Source organism: Herminiimonas aquatilis (assembly GCF_042665175.1).
Lineage (GTDB): Bacteria > Pseudomonadota > Gammaproteobacteria > Burkholderiales > Burkholderiaceae_D > Oxalicibacterium > Oxalicibacterium aquatilis.
The window spans coordinates 1183348-1200216 of the sequence record NZ_JBHTCC010000001.1 but is presented as its reverse complement, the minus strand read 5'-3'; the positions used below and the strand labels follow the sequence as shown (position 1 = coordinate 1200216).

The 16869-nt window shown below is 53.9% G+C and carries 15 protein-coding genes; 5 read left to right on the top strand and 10 right to left on the bottom strand.

Annotation, left to right across the window (positions count from 1 at the left end; all coding sequences use genetic code 11):
- Positions 1-27 precede the first annotated feature (27 nt).
- The 5 genes from ACFQO0_RS05505 to ACFQO0_RS05485 all read right to left on the bottom strand — a co-directional run bounded on the left by ACFQO0_RS05505 (position 28) and on the right by ACFQO0_RS05485 (position 4393).
- A complete protein-coding gene (locus ACFQO0_RS05505; protein ID WP_382233009.1) occupies positions 28-612 on the bottom strand; it encodes a chromate transporter in 585 nt (194 codons plus the stop codon).
- On the bottom strand, positions 609-1226 hold the full coding sequence (locus tag ACFQO0_RS05500; RefSeq protein ID WP_382233008.1) for a chromate transporter: 618 nt from the start codon (positions 1224-1226) through the stop codon (positions 609-611). Before ACFQO0_RS05500 ends, ACFQO0_RS05505 begins: the two co-directional genes overlap by 4 nt.
- 87 nt (positions 1227-1313) lie before the next feature.
- Positions 1314-2285 carry a glycosyltransferase gene (locus ACFQO0_RS05495; RefSeq protein WP_382233007.1) on the bottom strand — a complete coding sequence of 324 codons (972 nt, stop codon included), beginning with the start codon at positions 2283-2285 and terminating at the stop codon, positions 1314-1316.
- Positions 2286-2292: 7 nt separating this feature from the next.
- Positions 2293-3597, bottom strand: a complete 1305-nt coding sequence (locus ACFQO0_RS05490) for an O-antigen ligase family protein (protein ID WP_382233006.1) — start codon at positions 3595-3597, stop codon at positions 2293-2295.
- Entirely contained in the window at positions 3584-4393 is an 810-nt protein-coding gene (locus tag ACFQO0_RS05485; protein ID WP_382234037.1) for a glycosyltransferase family 2 protein, read from the bottom strand. The genes ACFQO0_RS05490 and ACFQO0_RS05485 overlap by 14 nt, the downstream gene beginning before the upstream one ends.
- 546 nt (positions 4394-4939) lie before the next feature.
- On the opposite strand from ACFQO0_RS05485, the gene metX reads away from it, so the two are divergent.
- Positions 4940-6097 (top strand): homoserine O-succinyltransferase MetX, encoded by a 1158-nt coding sequence (metX, locus tag ACFQO0_RS05480; protein WP_382233005.1) that lies wholly within the window; start codon positions 4940-4942, stop codon positions 6095-6097.
- Positions 6094-6705 (top strand): methionine biosynthesis protein MetW, encoded by a 612-nt coding sequence (gene metW / locus ACFQO0_RS05475; RefSeq protein WP_382233004.1) that lies wholly within the window; start codon positions 6094-6096, stop codon positions 6703-6705. Before metX ends, metW begins: the two co-directional genes overlap by 4 nt.
- On the opposite strand, the gene ACFQO0_RS05470 is transcribed toward metW, so the two are convergent.
- Both ACFQO0_RS05470 and ACFQO0_RS05465 read right to left on the bottom strand, forming a co-directional pair.
- Positions 6702-8060, bottom strand: coding sequence for an AmpG family muropeptide MFS transporter (locus tag ACFQO0_RS05470; RefSeq protein WP_382233002.1), 1359 nt, complete (start codon positions 8058-8060; stop codon positions 6702-6704). The two genes, metW and ACFQO0_RS05470, sit on opposite strands and share 4 nt — an antisense overlap.
- Positions 8061-8247: 187 nt before the next feature.
- Positions 8248-9216: a chemotaxis protein gene (locus tag ACFQO0_RS05465; RefSeq protein ID WP_382233001.1), complete on the bottom strand. Its 969-nt coding sequence runs from the start codon at positions 9214-9216 to the stop codon at positions 8248-8250.
- A gap of 219 nt (positions 9217-9435) precedes the next feature.
- Here ACFQO0_RS05465 and ACFQO0_RS05460 point away from each other — a divergent pair, with 219 nt between their 5' ends.
- The 3 genes from ACFQO0_RS05460 to ACFQO0_RS05450 all read left to right on the top strand — a co-directional run bounded on the left by ACFQO0_RS05460 (position 9436) and on the right by ACFQO0_RS05450 (position 12389).
- Positions 9436-10080 (top strand): SAM-dependent methyltransferase, encoded by a 645-nt coding sequence (locus ACFQO0_RS05460; RefSeq protein WP_382233000.1) that lies wholly within the window; start codon positions 9436-9438, stop codon positions 10078-10080.
- Positions 10081-10092: 12 nt separating this feature from the next.
- Positions 10093-11115 (top strand): DUF6352 family protein, encoded by a 1023-nt coding sequence (locus tag ACFQO0_RS05455; protein WP_382232999.1) that lies wholly within the window; start codon positions 10093-10095, stop codon positions 11113-11115.
- Positions 11116-11219: 104 nt separating this feature from the next.
- Positions 11220-12389 (top strand): putative sulfate/molybdate transporter, encoded by a 1170-nt coding sequence (locus ACFQO0_RS05450; RefSeq protein WP_382232998.1) that lies wholly within the window; start codon positions 11220-11222, stop codon positions 12387-12389.
- A gap of 2 nt (positions 12390-12391) precedes the next feature.
- On the opposite strand, the gene ACFQO0_RS05445 is transcribed toward ACFQO0_RS05450, so the two are convergent.
- The 3 genes from ACFQO0_RS05445 to ACFQO0_RS05435 all read right to left on the bottom strand — a co-directional run bounded on the left by ACFQO0_RS05445 (position 12392) and on the right by ACFQO0_RS05435 (position 16695).
- On the bottom strand, positions 12392-13546 hold the full coding sequence (locus ACFQO0_RS05445; protein ID WP_382232997.1) for an MFS transporter: 1155 nt from the start codon (positions 13544-13546) through the stop codon (positions 12392-12394).
- Positions 13547-13755: 209 nt separating this feature from the next.
- Positions 13756-15738 carry a PhoX family protein gene (locus ACFQO0_RS05440; RefSeq protein WP_382232996.1) on the bottom strand — a complete coding sequence of 661 codons (1983 nt, stop codon included), beginning with the start codon at positions 15736-15738 and terminating at the stop codon, positions 13756-13758.
- 177 nt (positions 15739-15915) lie between these two features.
- Positions 15916-16695, bottom strand: a complete 780-nt coding sequence (locus ACFQO0_RS05435; RefSeq protein ID WP_382232995.1) for an exodeoxyribonuclease III — start codon at positions 16693-16695, stop codon at positions 15916-15918.
- Positions 16696-16869: the final 174 nt, after the last annotated feature.

Below are 16869 nucleotides of genomic sequence, written 5' to 3'. Positions count from 1 at the left end.
CGCGTCCAGAAGTTTTTTCAGGCCGTCTTACACGACTCCCAGCCATCCCAGTAACGCAGCGGCAGCCAGCAACCACAGAATGTGAATCCGGGTTTTCAATATCAGCACGATCGTTGCTGCCGTCAGTAGCCATAGCGGCCAGTCTGTGGATGGCACGTCATGTATGCTTGCCAGTATCCAGCCGGTGGCAAACATCAGACCGACGACGATCGGCCCCATTCCTGATTTGAACGCGCGTACCGCACGCATATCCCGATTGCGATGTACCCAACGCGTCGCCAAAAAAGTGAAGGCAGTGCTCGGTAAAAGAATGCCGACCATGCTGAGTACCATTCCAAGCAGTCCGCTTGCCATGCTGCCTGTATTCAGGCCGATATTCCATCCCATTAACGCAACGAACAAGATATTTGGACCAGGTGCCGCCTGCGCAATCGTGATCGATGAGCTGAATTGCGCTTCACTCAACCAGTGCTGATCCGCAACCAGATAGCGGTGCATCTCGGGTGCCGTAGCAAGCGCACCTCCGATTGAAAGCAGTGATAGCGACATGTAATGCAGAAATATATGCAGCCAGTCGCTTGCTTGCAAAGACAAATGAATCGACTCGCTCATGCCGTCAGCTTTCGATAAGCAAGTACACAGCCGACAATGCCCAGGCCAAACAAAGGATAGGCCAAAGGTAGTCGCAACAAGGCAACGGCGATAAAGCACAGTAAGCCCAAGCCTATACAGATGCGCAAGCCCATCGTATTTCGCTTGAGCGCACCGCTCAATCTGAAGCCGGTTGCCAGAATCAATCCGGCGGCGACCGCGCCCATCGCCCGCAAGGCACGGGCGACGCCAGGATGGTTGGCATAGGGTGCGTACAGGATTGCAATCAGCAAAATCAGGGCGAGTGGCATGACTAACATGCCAGCGCATGCCGATAGCGCGCCAGGCAAGCCGAAGTAACGTCCGCCGATGATGATCGATAGATTGACGACGTTCGGCCCCGGCATGACCTGCGCGACAGCCCAGTCTTCAATGAATTCTTCTTGTGTCAGCCACTTCTTTTTTTCGACCAGTTCACGTTGCACGATAGTCATGACGCCGCCAAACCCCTGTAGCGCGAGCAGCGTAAATGATAAGAAAAGGTCAAGCCGAGAATCCGGTCTTGCTTTGCAAGGCGCAGCGCCTTCAGGATCGCAGCCTGGAGTAGAAGGAAATTTATTTGGCGAGATGCTCATTAAATTCCTGAGTGAAAAAGTCAGTGCCGACTGCGGTAATCACACGCAGGCGGATCACGCAAATGGTTACATTTGCTCGCTGGCTGTTCATCTCATCCAAGGTAGATGTTTAATATCGCCCTGCAGTACAGGTGATGCAAGATTTAAAGATTCTCCGCGGAGTACCTTTTTATAGACAGATAGATAATTGCTGGCCATCTTATCCGAGTTGAAAACAAGAGCGCGTTCATGGCAGGCTTGCAGATCAAACTGCTTGCACGATACCGCTTCAGCCAGTGTTGCCCGCTTCGACGAAAGTACGCCGCATTCAGATGTGACTATCTCTGCTAATGCGCCGTAAGGCGTTGCGAATACCGGAGCGCCAAAATACAAACTCTCGATGACGGCCAAGCCGAACGGTTCATGCCATAAGGTGGGGAAGATCAAGCCGCGTGACGCGTTAAGAAGTTGAATTTTTTTGTCGCCACCGACCATGCCGTGAAACTTGACGTTGCGCGACAATGTAAACCGAAAGCCACGTTTAAGATTGATGCGATCGCCACCCAAGACTTCTAGCGGAACATGCCCAGCACGGGCTATATCAATCGCGCCTTGCACATTTTTGACACGCCATGCGGCTTTGCCGAGGAAGTGGAAATAGGTACGATCTGTTTTCCAATTGACTGGACCATAGGTCGACCAGTCCAGTCCGTTATAGACAAAAGCATCTGATCCGTGACGTTGGGCATGGTTTTTTGAAACGAAGACAGTATTGCGTGGAAGCGGAACACTCTCGGAAGAATTACCATGTTGCGTCACGACATGAGGAAAATTCAGTGGCACGTTAGGGTTAAATTGAAAATGTGCTACATCGACCCCTTCCGGTATTTGTGCTTCCCATGGCACATCTCTTTGTAGCGGTAAAACTTCAGCGAAATCGCAGTGAGAGCCTTCCGGCACCAGATAACTCACCCGATGCCCAGCCCGCACAAGTGCGCGGCCCAAATCCCAGACGACGCGTTCGGTACCGCCGTAGGCGAATACCGGTATGGGGCTGTGGTTGACGATCAAAATGTGCATGGCCGCCTTATTGGGATGAAGATGCGTTGCGCGCAATAAGGAGGGGAATTACAGCGGCCAGTGATAACGCCATCACGTAGTAATTGTGTAGGAAATTGACGTTAGTCACACTGGCAGTCGCATGCATGAACAGCACGCCACCCAGCTGCCAGGATGCGACAGGATCAATCCGTGCCAGTTGTCTGGTAGCGATAGCCATGCCCGCCAGAAGTGCCAGCAAGGCCGCCAGTCCGATTGCCCCCCCATCTAAAGCTGCGTTCAGATATTGATTATGCACGTGCCCCAATTGCCGTACGGTACTTAATTTAGCCAACTCGTCATCGTTGCCGCCGTCTCCTGCATGCTGGATGAGTCGCATACGTTCTACGCTGCCTATACCGACCCAAGGAGATCGCTTGATGCCGTCCCAGGCGAGACTCCAAAGATAAAGACGCGCGCCACCCGAAGAATTGTAATTCTCAACACTCTTGAACTCTTGGATGTTTTGCACGGCTTGACGTATGCGGAGGACATCACCTGGTCCCCACCAAGCGCCAGCAAGTAATATGGCTACCGCACATAAGAGTCCAATTAACGTACGATGAAATCCCGTGTGGGACACATACTTTTTTTGGTGCCAGAACCACGCATATACTAAGCCGCACCAAGGTATCACCAAGAAGGCGCCGCGTGATTGTGATAGCAATACGGCGCCTATTGCACATGCGACTCCGAAAAGCCAGAACCATCGTTGTGCAGCTGATTTATCTTCTGCCAAGGCGCAAGGAAGTAGAAGGCAGGCGTTGAAACTGATAGCGACGGCCCATGGAATGGCATTGCTGGCCAAAGATGCGCGTACATCTGCGCCTTGCGCGACCCAGAATGCCGACCAAAGGAAACCTAAAATGCTTGCCGCCGCAACGGCGTGTGTCATGCCGATGCGTATAGGCGTCGATATGCTGTTGCGGCGGATGAGGAATAAAGCTGCCACAGCCGGGAACAATAAACGTAACTGAGGGTTGAGAATGTCGCCATCTTCCGCCCAGATAAAGACACAAATGCTGGCAAGTACCAGCGCGATACCGCAGTAAGTAAGCCAGGTAAATGCGACTCTGGATATCAGTTTGTTGGTGGCGATATCACGTAGATTAAAAGCTCCCCAAAATCCCCAGATGCAGAGTCCTAGCCAGGCCGCGCCAAGAGTTTTTGTGTGCAGCGAACCTAGCGCGAAAAGAATGCCCAGCAGGCAAAGTCCGGCAGTTCGCATCATGTTTTTTTTACGTAGTCTGGAAGCACTGATTTCTACGCTATGGCTGTGTTCAACGTGCGACATTGGAAGTCAAGCTGTCGTAATCATATTTAAGCGCCACATAGCGGAAGAAACCCTCCAGTCCGACAAAAAAACAATGGAGAAAGCCGGGGCCACCACATAGAAATCCGAGTTGCACGATATAGAGTCTAAAGAATAAGGAAAGTCCTGATGCCGCGCCGCGCAGTATGCCGCCACGTTTCCCTTTTTCAGCGCGTTTGGCAGCGCCTAGCATGGAATACTGCAAGAGTTTTTCGAGACTGCCGCGCACCGTTTCCCGCGAGTAGTGCAGCAGCTTTCCGTTCAATACGGCGCGCGGTGTAGGTTCGTGCGTCAAAATAGCCTGTTCGTGGACGATGCCGACATACTCGCGCAACATATCGCGGCGAAACAGGCGCTCTAGCGTTGCTTGTGATCTGAAATACGTTAATTCGCGGCCGAATGCGACCTGGCGCCAGCGAATTTTCCAGACAGCGCGGGTTTCTGAGCGTACTGCAGCCTGCAATGCCGCTTGCAGCTCAGGAGTGATGACTTCGTCGGCATCCAGAAAGAATATATAGTCGCTCTTGGCGTGCGCGAGCAAACGGTTGCGTTGTATGCCGAAACCTTGCCAGTCCGGATAATTAAAAACCTCTGCGCCGTGTGCTTGAGCAAGCTCACGAGTATTGTCGGTGCTGCCACTATCGACGACGATTAATTGGTCGGCAAATGCAGCACTCTGCAGGCAGCCACTGATGCGACGCGCCTCATTTTTTGTCAAGACGGCAATGGTCAGCGTGGGCAAGGTGGTGGTCGAGATATGTTGCCGCTCTTCAGCCATGGCTAAGGGGGATGGCGCTGCTTTGTCTATCATTCTGTCCCTCTAAATCCGTTTTCTATTTCCGGTGTGGCATTTTAATGCGTTTGGCTGCTAATTAATATTGCTCTTGGAGTGTACGCAGTATCAGGTAGTAGTCGATTCAAGCAATTGCCATTGTGGCATCTGCATTTTAACTTTTGCTCACTTGGCTGCCAATCGCCGCGGCTAGTCATAACCTATTGGTTTGTGCGACGCGTATTCTTCCGGGGTGATGTGCAGGAATGTCGTAAAAACAGGATTTGATCGTGGTGTAGCAGTAGTTCTTGCACGGCAGTCACCCGTGTTCGTTTGACGGCAACGGGCGACTTGTTTATTCTTACGACATGGCGCCGATTTGACATCAGCTTGCGGGCGCATAATAAATACGGCTAAAGCGTGCTCGCAACCGAGTTTCGAATTTAGCCCGCTAAGCTGACTGCTTTTCGGGCTTTTTGTTTTTTGGAATACCAGAGAAAACCAGTGCTGCGTCAATTTCCCGCATTAGTACACTTCTCATGAATAGATAACATGACCTCTCTCGGAATCGTTGCACCGCAATCCATGTTTTTTTCGACGCCCCTGTCCCTGCAGAGCGGCGCGACCATTGGCGACTACACGCTGGTCTACGAAACCTACGGCACCTTGAATGCAGATCATTCGAATGCGGTGCTGGTTTGCCATGCGCTGAATGCCTCGCATCATGTCGCCGGCAGTTACAGCGACGATGCGGGTACCAAGGGCTGGTGGGACAATATGGTCGGTCCCGGCAAAGCGCTGGATACCGATAAGTACTTCGTCATTGGCGTCAATAATCTGGGTTCCTGTTTCGGCTCGACCGGGCCTATGCACACCAATCCGGCGACAGGCAAGCCGTATGGCGCACATTTCCCAGTGGTGACGGTAGAAGATTGGGTGCAATCTCAGGCGCGTCTGGCCGACGCTTTGGGTATACAGCAATTTGCTGCTGTGATGGGCGGGTCCCTCGGCGGCATGCAGGCGTTAGCATGGAGTATCTTGTTCCCTGAACGCTTGCGTCATTGTGTAGTGATTGCATCGACGCCTAAATTGACTGCGCAAAATATCGCATTCGACGATGTGGCACGGCAAGCGATTCTGACCGACCCCGATTACCACGGCGGTGATTTTTACGAGCATGGCGTGGTGCCGAAGAATGGCTTGCGCGTTGCGCGCATGCTGGGTCACATCACTTATTTATCCGACGATGACATGGCGGTGAAGTTCGGTCGCGATTTGCGCTCGGGCGCATATCAATTCGGATTTGGCATCGATTTTGAAATCGAATCCTATCTGCGCTATCAGGGCGACAAATTCTCCGAATACTTTGACGCCAATACCTATCTATTGATTACCAAGGCGCTCGATTATTTTGATCCGGCGAAAGACTTCGGCGGCGACCTGACCAAGACCTTGTCGAATACCCGTGCAGAATTCCTGCTGGTGTCATTCTCGACTGATTGGCGTTTCGCGCCCGAGCGTAGCCATGAAATGGTGCAGGCGCTAGTGAACAACAAGCGCACGGTCACGTATGCAGAAATCGATGCGCCGCATGGACACGATGCCTTCCTGCTTGACGATCAGCGTTACATGAATGTGGTGCGTGCGTATTTTGCGCGCGCCTATAAGGAAATCGATGGCGGCAGTTTGAAAGCAGGAGCAAGCGCATGAACTTTGAACAATTAAGCGTGCTGCGTCCGGATCTCGCTTTCATCGCGCATTGGATTGGCAATGGTACCCAGGTACTCGATCTGGGCTGTGGCGACGGTGTGATGCTCGACTATTTGCAAACCGATAAGCAATGCAGCGGCTATGGCATTGAAATCGACGACGACAAAATTCCGGAATGCGTACAACGCGGCGTGTCGGTCATCCAGCGCGATCTGGAGGCAGGTCTGGCGATCTTTGCTGACAATGCCTTCGATACGGTGCTGTGTTTGTCGGCACTGCAAATGATGAAGAATGTTGAGGGCGTGCTGCGCGATATTTCTCGCGTGGGTCGTGATGCGATCGTGTCCTTCCCCAACTTCGCCTACTGGCCACATCGGATTGCGCTTTTGCGCGGTCGTATGCCGGTGTCGAAAAGTCTGCCGTATGAATGGTATGACACACCGAACTTGCGGTGCGCAACGATCAAGGATTTTGAAGAGCTGGCGAATGAAGTCGGACTGGAAGTGGTCGAGTGCGTCGCACTGCAGGATGGCCATCCCGTGTCGTTCCTGCCGAACTGGCGCGGCAGTCTTGCGGTATTCCGTTTGCGTAAAAAACGAACAGTTTAAATTTCGGTCGGAACCGAGGTTTGCGTGCCCTCGCTTGCTGTTTTATTCGCTCTGGCGGAAAACCACAGCAATATGATGACCGGCACACCCAGAAGCGCAGTCGCAGTGAAAAAATTACTGTAACCATATGCGTCGACATAAGTGCCGGAATATCCTGCAAGGAATTTCGGCAGCAGCAGCATCATAGAACTCAACAGCGCGTATTGCGTCGCCGAATAATTAACGTTGGTCAAACTGGATAAATAGGCGATAAACGCAGCGCTGGCGATGCCACTTGCAAGATTGTCGCCCGAGATGACCAGTACCAGCATCGTCACATCGTGACCGTGACCGGCCAGCCATGCAAACAGCAGATTGCTGGCCGAACTCAGGATGGCGCCCAAAGCCAGAATGCGCATCATGCCGAAACGCATCGATAGCGCACCGCCGATAAATGCCCCAACCAAGGTCATGATCACACCAAAGATTTTAGTGATCGCCGCCACTTCATCCTTGCTGTAACCCATATCGACATAGAACGGATTCGCCATGATACCCATCACGACATCGCTGATGCGGTAGGTGGCGATCAATGCGAGGATCAATACGGCCTGCCAACGATAGCGCAGAATGAAGTCGCGGAATGGCCCAACCACTACATCATCCAGCCAGGCGGCAGCGTTTCTGGCGGGCGGCAATTCACGTCGTATCGGCTCTTTCGAAACCAATACCGTCAAGACACCGACCAGCATCGATGCTGCCATTGCCAGGTAGGCAACATGCCACGCACCGGGTTGATAGCTGCCGCCGTCTACTATTTCCGCGCGTGCTGCTATCCATAGCACGCCTGCACCGGCCCATATCATTGCCAGTCGATAGCCGGTCTGGTAACCGGCAGCGAGCGCTGCCTGTCTATCAATGTCAGCTGATTCGATGCGAAAGGCGTCCAGTGCAATATCTTGCGTGGCTGAGCCGAAGGCGACCGCGAGGGCGCACCATACGACAGGCTGCAAGGCGATGTGAGGATCGTTGAGCGCCATACCGATCAGACCGGCGATGATGGCGCTTTGGGAGAGTAATAGCCAACTACGACGGCGTCCCAGCCAGCGTGTCAAAAATGGAATCGGCATGCGATCGACCAAGGGTGCCCATACCCATTTGAATGCATACGCCAGGCCGACCCAGCTCAAATAACCGATGGTGCTGCGATCTATGCCCGCTTCGCGTAACCAGAAACTGAGCGTGCCTAATACCAGCATCAATGGCAGCCCGGCGGAAAATCCCAGCAGCAACATGCGCGCGGTAGCCGGTTCGAGGTAGACCTTGAGCGTGTCAGACCATGAATGCGGTGACGCATCGCCATTGCGGAAAATCATTCTGCTTACCTTGATTGAGTGTGCTGACCGACAGATAGTCGGCAGTCACAGATGCTGACACAAGAGCGCGCAAGCGGCAAGCCGCAGTATGCAGTGGTAACGTGGAAATTGATTGCGAGTTGATTGGGTTGTAACTTGTGGTGATGGGTGAGCACCCATCACCTTGCAGCAGAAAAAGGGCTTGTAACTATTTACGCGTCTTGGCCAGCACATCGAGCAGAGTGGCTGCCAATTCCTCCGCCTTGAATTTCGCCGTGTAGGCATCGGCGCCCACGCTTTTGACATGCACTTCATTCGTTGCGCCTGACAGCGATGAATGTATGACGACTGGAATCTTGTTGAAGCGCGCATCGCCCTTGATTTTTTTGGTCAGCGTGAAGCCATCCATTTCCGGCATTTCCAGATCGGTGAGCACCAGCGCAACTTTATCCGCTGCACTTTTCCCTTCCTTGCTGGCGGTATTACTCAGTTCGTTCAGCATATTCCATGCCTCCAGTCCGGTCTTTGCCATGACGAAGGGCAGCCCCATCGCATCCAGGCAGCCGCTGATCAGCATGCGTGCCGAAGCTGAATCGTCGGCGGCAAGAATCACTGCGCCTGGCTGCAGTCTTGTACTGTTGTCTATGGTTTCCGGATCGATATCCGGTGTGTTGGATGGCATCACATTGCGCAGGATTTGCTCTACATCCAGCACTTGCGCGAGCCGCGTGTTGTTCAGGTCTGCATCGAGTTGTGCGATGCTGGTGATGGTGCCGCCGCCGGCCGCTGCACCTTCGGCTGCGCGCACCTGGCTCCAGTTCAGACGTACGATTTCATCGACTTCTTCGACTGCGAATGCCTGGGTCGTGCGTGCAAATTCAGTCACCATCAGGATGTTCAAGCCGGTGGCCGGCGTGCATCCGAGCGCGGCCGGCAAATTGATGACCGGTATCAGTTGTCCGCGGATGTTAGCCATACCTAAAACGTGGGGCGGTGAATTGGCAATCGAGTTCACGGTTGGCATCGCCATCAGTTCGCGCAATTTGAATACGTTGATGCCATAGACTTCGCTCTGCTCTGAATGCGGGGAGATTCCGAGGCGGAACAGCATTAATTCGAATTTGTTATTTGCGGTCAGGCCAGAACGTTCGTCTATCTCTTTTTGTGTCGCATCCATGGTGTCTCCAGTGTTTTTATGGGCCCGCGATTTTTACCGCAGTGCCTTCTTGCCCGCCGGGAGAGTACCCCTTGGCAGTGCATCTCTCATTCTGCTCCCAAATAGGTTAAACAAAGGTTAAATTTTCTTTCGTGAGCGTTGCAGTTTATGATGGACGCCTTCAAGCTGTATCTTTCATGCACAGTTTTCATCAATTCGTACTATCGTGAGCCCGCTTTTATGCTGATCATTACAATTAAACAAGGCAAGGAAAAAAGCCTGCTCGAACATCAACCGTGGATTTATGCGTCGGCGGTCGAACGCGTCGATGGCAAGCCGGCAGAGCGCATGAAGTCGGGCGCCACCGCATTGATTCATTCGTCATCGGGAAAATTCCTGGCGCGTGCGGCGCATGCGCCCAAATCGCAGATACGCGCACGGGTCTGGAGCTTCGATCAAAACGAGCCTATCGATCATGCCTTGATCAAGCGTCGTGTCAAAACTGCCGTGCACAAGCGTATTGATGCGGCCAAAGGAAAAAGAATAGGCGCTGCCAAACGACTGCCCTTGATCATAGGCGATGAAGATGAACTCTCGGGCTTGATCGTAGATTGGTACGGCGATCGCAGCGGCTTCCTGATTTGCGAATTCCAGTCGGCCGGTGTCGATGCATGGAAGGTCGCCATTGTGCAATCGCTGATGGCGGAAACCGGTTGTCCCAACGTCTATGAACGTGCTGATGAATTGATACGCAAAGGTGAAGGCTTGCCAGTAAATTACGGCGTGCTTGCCGGTGATGAACCGCCGGATGAAATGATATTGACGGAAAACGGCGTGCGCTATGCGCTTGATCTGAAAACCGGCGACAAGAAATTTTTTAAGTAAGCTTTCCAAATAATGCCGACATCCAGCGATTTTTGGCCGCATTCCGGTTTCTCTCTGACGCAACGTGATTCTGACGCTCGCCTGGTGCTGACCGACGATTTGTTGCGTGCCTGGTGGCACAGGCCGGAAGTGGCGCCGGTTGCCGAATCTTGCACGCACGAATTGGCGGTACATGCGGCATTGTTGGCCAAACCGCGTCTCGCGGTAAGCGAGGCCGAGCTTGCGGTATTTGAGGATGCCGATGCGCGCGACAACTATCGCGTGTTGCTGGCGTGGCGCGATCGCCTGCTGGCGGCAACTTCGTTGGAAGCGGCTTATCTCGATATTTTTCGCGCGGGGACGGTCACGGCTCCGCCCGCTTTCATCGACCAGCTGGCGCAGATCATTGTGCACGGCATGCTGGACGGTGCCGAAGAAGCATTGCAAGTACGCGCCGCCGAATTATTTTTCCGCCCGCAAAAAGTGGCGATCGAAGACGGTGCAGTCATGCTGGCCGATGCCGCAACGGTGGACCTGCATGCGAGCGGTGGCAATTACGGCGACATTGGCAGACTGCTGATCGAAGCCAATACCAAGCCACGCCGTGTCGAGCTCGACGTCATCGATCAAGAAAATGCTGTGACTTACTGGGCACGTAACGAGCGTCACGATACCGTTGTCAGTTTTGCTTATGGTCGTGCAGCCTTGACGGCTTTTTGCCGCGTCATCGAAAAATGGATAGCGCATTTCTATGGCGTTGCCGTTGTGGTCAGACCTCTGCGTGCGATCGAAGCCAAGCACTGGGCCTGGCATATCGGGCTGGATGCAGAAGCGACAGGCATCCTTAATGATCTATATGCCGGGGTGGAATTGGACGAGGCGCGCAATCGTCGCATCCTGTCGTTGTTCCAGCTCGATTTTGTCGATCCATCGGTAGTGCGTCCGGATGTTGCAGGCCGCCCGGTTTATCTGGCGTGTGCGATGAACACAGCAGATATATTGCGCATCAAGCCGCAAAACCTGTTGCTGAATTTGCCGCTAGCTTCGATTTCCTGACAGCGTGCTAGCTGGCTATTTGCTTCGGCGTTTCCATTAGTTTTCATTTGATACCGAATGTTGCAGCGAACAAGAAAATATTCGTTATTAATTTCCGGCAAAACATGAGCGATCCAGCTGTTCCTAATCCTGCAGAAGCAACCAGCGGCAATCGTTATGACCGCATGGAATGGGCCGGTGCGTTTGGCGATCTGGGGACCCTGATTCCGTTTATTGCCGCCTATATCGGCGTGCTGAAGATGGATCCGTTCGGCGTATTGTTTGCGTTTGGTATGGCGATGCTGGTCGCGGGTTTGTATTACAAGACGCCGATTCCGGTGCAGCCGATGAAGGCGATCGGCGCTGTCGCCGCATTGCAGGCAGTGCAAACCGCCATCGTCACGCCAGCCGCAGTCTATAGTGCTGCGCTGGTCACAGGTGTCGCATGGCTATTTCTTGGGCTAACGGGTCTGGCTACGCGCTTGGCCAAGATGGTGCCGCCGACGGTGGTGATAGGCATTGTGTTCGGGCTGGGTTTCGGCTTCATGCTGCAGGGTATCAAGATGATGCAGGGCGATAGTCTGATCGCCGTCATCGCAGGCGCGGGTACCTTGCTGTTGATGGGGAATAAAAAAATCCCTGCGATGTTCGTGCTGCTGGCATTTGGCGCGCTGGTGGGCATGGTTCGGAATCCTGCGCTGCTGGATGCGCTGTCAAAAACCGGCATCGCTTTTCATGTACCGACATTCGCATTAAGCGAGCTGACATGGAATCAGTTTTTTGTCGGTGCTGTTTTGCTCGCACTACCGCAATTGCCGCTCACTCTAGGCAATGCCGTCATCGCGATCAAGGAAGAAAACAATCGGCTGTTCCCGCAACGCAAAGTAACCGAAGGCAGAATTTCGATTTCAACCGGCATCATGAATGTGTTCAGTGCATCGGTGGGCGGTGTGCCTATGTGTCATGGTGCTGGCGGCATGGCCGGCCACATTGCATTCGGTGCCAGAACCGGCGGCTCGGTCGTGATTCTTGGGGGCGTATTGCTGGTACTGGCTTTCTTCTTCAGCGATTCTGTCGATCTGCTGTTCAAACTTTTTCCGGCAGCGGTGCTGGGCGTGATTCTATTTTTAACCGGCGCGCAACTGGCATTGGGTTGTAGTGCTTTCCCGGTCGACCGTGGTGCGCGCGCAGTCGTATTGTTGACGGCCGCGCTCTGCATGTGGAATGTCGGTGCCGGATTTGTCGCAGGCATCGCCTTGCATCATGCACATCAGCGCGGCTGGTTGAAGATGTAGATTTATTCCAGCCAGCGCGCACGACTGGCTGCGATCGCAATGGCAATCGCCATCACGCCTATCAATCCGACTGCAACCTGCATGCCCCAGCCTTGGGCCAGAAAGCCTATCACTGGCGGCCCGATCAAGCCGCCGCTGTAGCTGAAGGTCGCTACTGCTGCCAATGCAGTTGAACCATGTCGGCCGGCCGCGCTGAAGACAAATGGAAATACCGCAGCAAAGCCTGCGCCAGCCAGTGCAAAACCGAGAATCGTCAGTGGAATGTTGAGTGCAGCGATCGCCACGAAGATGCCGAACGCGGCAAACAATGCGCCGCATGCCACGACATTACGTGCGCCGAATCTATCCTTCAAGCGATCGCACACCAAACGCGCCAACAGCATCAATGCAGCGAAGCCGGCATAAGCCAACGGGGCGACGCCATCGTGCGCGCCCATTTCATCTTTCATGAAGACGCCGCTCCAGTCGGCAATCGAACCTTCTGCCACTGCACCGCAAAAACCGATGATGCCGAGGGCGACCAAAGGGCCGTGGGCGATCGCGAACAGCGCTTTGCTTTCAGCATGCACAATCTCGTCATGCGGCAGCGCCTGATATGCGATATACAAAGGGAGTAATAAAAGAAGCGAGGTAGTGCTGAAATGCATCAGCGGAGTAATCGCAAATCCCGCCATCGCACTGCCGAGCAAGGCGCCGGATACCGCGCCCAGGCTGAACCATGCGTGCAACAAGGACATGGTTGAGCGTCCTGCCGTTTTTTCATGGGCGGTGCCGATCGCATTAATGGCCACGTCAAAGCAGCCGGATGCCGCACCGAGGGCGATGGCGACGATAGCCAGCCACATCATGCTGGGTGCGAGCGCCAGACTTGGCAAGACCACGATCAATCCCAAGCCTGAATACCATGCTGCGCGGCGCCCACCGAATTTGTTGACCATCCACGCTGCCAGTGGAAACGATCCGACTGCGCCCAGGCCACCACCCAGCAAGACAATGCCCAGTTGCGCAGGGCTCAATTGCAATGCATCGCGTATCGCCGGAATGCGTGCTGCCCACGATGCGTAGATCACGCCGAGCAAAATAAAAAGAAACGGGGTGGCGACGAATTGAAAGCGAGAGTAGCGTGAGATTGCTGGTGACAGGGATTCGGTAGACATGGGTGTGGATGCGGCGAACTGATTCAAGGCTGAATTGTAGTGGCTTAGCGACATCTGCGCGTAGCAAATGGCAGCGCATATAAGCGGGCAGGTGACCGAAGCAAACAAAGCGGAGCACTCGGCTCCGCTTTGTTATCGCGATTGAATCGCCAATCCGCGGGCGCTTCTACCGAATATCTCTAACTAAAGTCAGCGAAATTTCTTGCCGCTCACTTTTTGGACAAGCTGAACTGCGCTGGTTCCGCCGTCAGATAACCGACTGCCGCGCCGAATCGATCGTTGTAGTTTGCCTTGATCAATGGATCGAGTTGATCCTTCACCTTGCTGTGCAACTTTCCGCTCCAGTCGCCGGCATGCTGGAAGTTGCTCATGATGTAAGTCCAGCCATTGATTTCATCGACGGCATGCAAACCGGTTGCTTCTGCACCCGCAGGCATCGACATGATGCGCGACAGTTTTTTCGTATCGACGTTGTAGGCCCACAAAAAATTATTCACGTGCATGCTGCTGTCTTCACCGATGAAGAGCGTGCGCATTTTTTCCGAGAACTTCAGGTTGTCGGGGTTGGCGATCCTGTCCGGATTTGCCAAGTTGCCTAATGCATCTGGAGGAATATCTTCGCCTATCAGCAAGGCCCTGGTTTTGACGGGTACCCACTCGCTTTTAATCGCAACACCGGTCGTATCCTTTTGGTCGCCAGTCAGATTGTGTGCAAATACACCGCCAGCCACGATCGCCTTGTTGATCGTGATGCCGGTAGAGGCGCGCCATGCCGGATCGTTTCTGACCATCGAATGCTGGATGTTTTGCAAGGCCGAATACGCGATCTTGTCCTTGATGTTGACGGTCGTGCCTTCCATCTTGGTGAACCCCATGCTGGCATCAACCAGGTTGGCATAGCGGTGAGTTTCGAGAAAGGCTGCGGCTTTTTCCATGCCTGGTTTCAGCTTGGCCCAGTTGGCAATCCCATCGGCAAAAATCTTGGTATAGCTGGCATCGAGTGGATCGGTCTTGACGCAGTGCATGATGTCGGCCGGCTTCAGGGTGTCAGCCAGGTGTTCGATCTCCGCGCTGGTCGCATGACCCAGTTTGATCCAGCTCAGTGTTGCGCCTAAGGCATAGGGATCAACGCAAAATCCTGCGCCGACTTTCGCGACATACAAGGTGCCGGCGGACAAATCCTTTTCTCTATCGGCGACAAACATGAAGAAGCCACCGTTGATGTAATCGTCACCCATCAACACGGTGCGATTGTCCGGCATTACTTGTATCAACTCGTGCGAGATGCGGCCCATGCAGTAATGCTTCTTGATCGTGCCGCTGCCGTCCGGATTGACCGTCACTTCCGGCAGGTGGCCATAGTGATACGGATTGGCTTTGCGCTCATCGCCGAACAGGTTTTTGCTGTATTTTTTGAAGAGGGCATTGTCGGCGATGAACTGCGCATCGGGCTCGTATTCTTCGCTCGACAAATGCGTGTTCCACGGCGAGAGGCTGGCACCGCAGGTGATCCACAAGCCGTGCGCGCTCGCTGTATCGACGTTGTGATATTTAATCAGGTTGAGCTTGCCGGTCTGCTGATCCTGGTCCAGCGTCAACACGGCAATCGGCGACGGCAAGGTGCCATAGGCATTTTTCTTGTCGGTCGCGGCACCCAGCTGATCACGTGTCAGGTATTCAAACTGCACGACCGCAAAGACCGCCTTGCCCTTGATTCCGGCAACGGCCGGATTCGACAGTGCCAGCAAGGATGTGCCGTCGGGGGCATCCGAAAAGAATTGGCGCTCTTTGCCTGCAACCGATCTATCGATGATGGGATGGCTATGAATGTCGAAGTAGCCGCCGCTTAATACAGTGCCACCTTTGCCATCCGGTACCTGCTCACCGGTAATAAAGAAGGGCTGGTAAGCGAGTTTGTATGCTTGCGTCGAGTTGTCGCCGTAGTGGACATTGAGCGTGGCACCTACTGCGGTGGTGGCCATAGCCGCTGCATCTGCCAGTGTGGATGCTGCCATCGCCGTGAAACTGGTGGCAAGGTATTCGGCTGATGGCGATTTGGTGGTGATGCCGCCGCAGGCAGTGAGCAATGCGGACGATGCACCCAAGGGCAGCAGCGGCGCGCTGGCAAAAAATTTGAGAACGTCACGGCGGGATACAGAAGGGGGTGCAGAGCGCGAAGAATGATCTGACATATGTTTTCCAATGTGGATGAGTTGCGATGCGCCGGTGGCCGCAAGCCTGCATATGGAATTGTGTCGTGCGATCCCCGCGTCCAAACGATTATAAAAACGCTTTATGACGGCTTCGTGAAAAACAACCACAAAGGCGTGCTGAGCGAGCGACCTCTAGTGCCTGGCCAGCACCAGAATTTATTTCCAGTCGTAATCAACGGTGAGCGGTGCGTGATCGCTGAAGCGCTCATCCTTGTAGACAGATGTGGTCTTTGCCGTGACAGCCAGATCGCGCGTTGCCACCTGATAATCGATGCGCCATCCGACGTTCTTGGCCCATGCCTGGCCGCGATTACTCCACCATGTATAGCATTCGTCTGTCGTCGCCGGATGCAGGTGACGGTAGACGTCTACCAGTTCGACTTCCTCGAATACGCGGCTCAGCCACGCACGTTCTTCCGGCAGGAATCCTGAATTCTTGCGGTTGCCCTTGAAGTTTTTCAGGTCGATTTCATTGTGTGCGATATTCCAGTCGCCGCAGATGACGAATTCGCGTCCCTGTGCTTTCAGTGCCAGCAAGTGCGGCAGGAATACGTCCATGAAGCGGAACTTCGCCAGTTGCCTTTCTGCGCTGGACGAGCCGGATGGGCAGTAGACCGAAATCACGCTCAGGTTGCCGAAGTCGCATTGCACATAGCGGCCTTCTGCATCGAATTCGCTGCAGCCGAAACCGATTTGCACGTTGTCCGGTGTGGTGTTGCAATACACACCGGCGCCGGAGTAGCCTTTTTTCTCAGCGTAGTGGAAATAGCCGACATACCCTTCCGGCGCCAAAAACTCCGGCGTCATGTCGGCCGCCTGCGCCTTCAGTTCCTGCACGCAGACAAAGTCGGCCGCGTGTTTGGCCATCCACGGAAAGAAGCCCTTTCTGGCGGCCGAGCGTATGCCATTCAGATTGGCAGAGATAATTTTTAACATGGCGAGTCGTTTAAAAAATGAGGCGCTCAGGATAACCGATTCAATGCGGCTGGTCTGCAGGCGGGCAGGCATGCCCTTTGCATTTACCGGCATGTGTATCCGATAACGATTTAAAATGTGGCTTTGGTCGCGTAAATAGCGACAATTTTCGTCACTTTTACCCGTTATGGAGTT

Bases quoted from the DNA above. Each gene is read 5' to 3' on its own strand.
- ACFQO0_RS05460 (WP_382233000.1), top strand. From the start codon at position 9,436: ATGCTGATCATTACAATTAAACAAGGCAAGGAAAAAAGCCTGCTCGAA.
- ACFQO0_RS05485 (WP_382234037.1), bottom strand. From the start codon at position 4,393: ATGGCTGAAGAGCGGCAACATATCTCGACCACCACCTTGCCCACGCTG.
- ACFQO0_RS05440 (WP_382232996.1), bottom strand. From the start codon at position 15,738: ATGTCAGATCATTCTTCGCGCTCTGCACCCCCTTCTGTATCCCGCCGT.
- metX (WP_382233005.1), top strand. From the start codon at position 4,940: ATGACCTCTCTCGGAATCGTTGCACCGCAATCCATGTTTTTTTCGACG.
- ACFQO0_RS05495 (WP_382233007.1), bottom strand. From the start codon at position 2,285: ATGCACATTTTGATCGTCAACCACAGCCCCATACCGGTATTCGCCTAC.
- ACFQO0_RS05465 (WP_382233001.1), bottom strand. From the start codon at position 9,216: ATGGATGCGACACAAAAAGAGATAGACGAACGTTCTGGCCTGACCGCA.
- metW (WP_382233004.1), top strand. From the start codon at position 6,094: ATGAACTTTGAACAATTAAGCGTGCTGCGTCCGGATCTCGCTTTCATC.
- ACFQO0_RS05455 (WP_382232999.1), top strand. From the start codon at position 10,093: ATGCCGACATCCAGCGATTTTTGGCCGCATTCCGGTTTCTCTCTGACG.
- ACFQO0_RS05500 (WP_382233008.1), bottom strand. From the start codon at position 1,226: ATGAGCATCTCGCCAAATAAATTTCCTTCTACTCCAGGCTGCGATCCT.
- ACFQO0_RS05505 (WP_382233009.1), bottom strand. From the start codon at position 612: ATGAGCGAGTCGATTCATTTGTCTTTGCAAGCAAGCGACTGGCTGCAT.
- ACFQO0_RS05490 (WP_382233006.1), bottom strand. From the start codon at position 3,597: ATGTCGCACGTTGAACACAGCCATAGCGTAGAAATCAGTGCTTCCAGA.
- ACFQO0_RS05445 (WP_382232997.1), bottom strand. From the start codon at position 13,546: ATGTCTACCGAATCCCTGTCACCAGCAATCTCACGCTACTCTCGCTTT.
- ACFQO0_RS05450 (WP_382232998.1), top strand. From the start codon at position 11,220: ATGAGCGATCCAGCTGTTCCTAATCCTGCAGAAGCAACCAGCGGCAAT.
- ACFQO0_RS05470 (WP_382233002.1), bottom strand. From the start codon at position 8,060: ATGATTTTCCGCAATGGCGATGCGTCACCGCATTCATGGTCTGACACG.
- ACFQO0_RS05435 (WP_382232995.1), bottom strand. From the start codon at position 16,695: ATGTTAAAAATTATCTCTGCCAATCTGAATGGCATACGCTCGGCCGCC.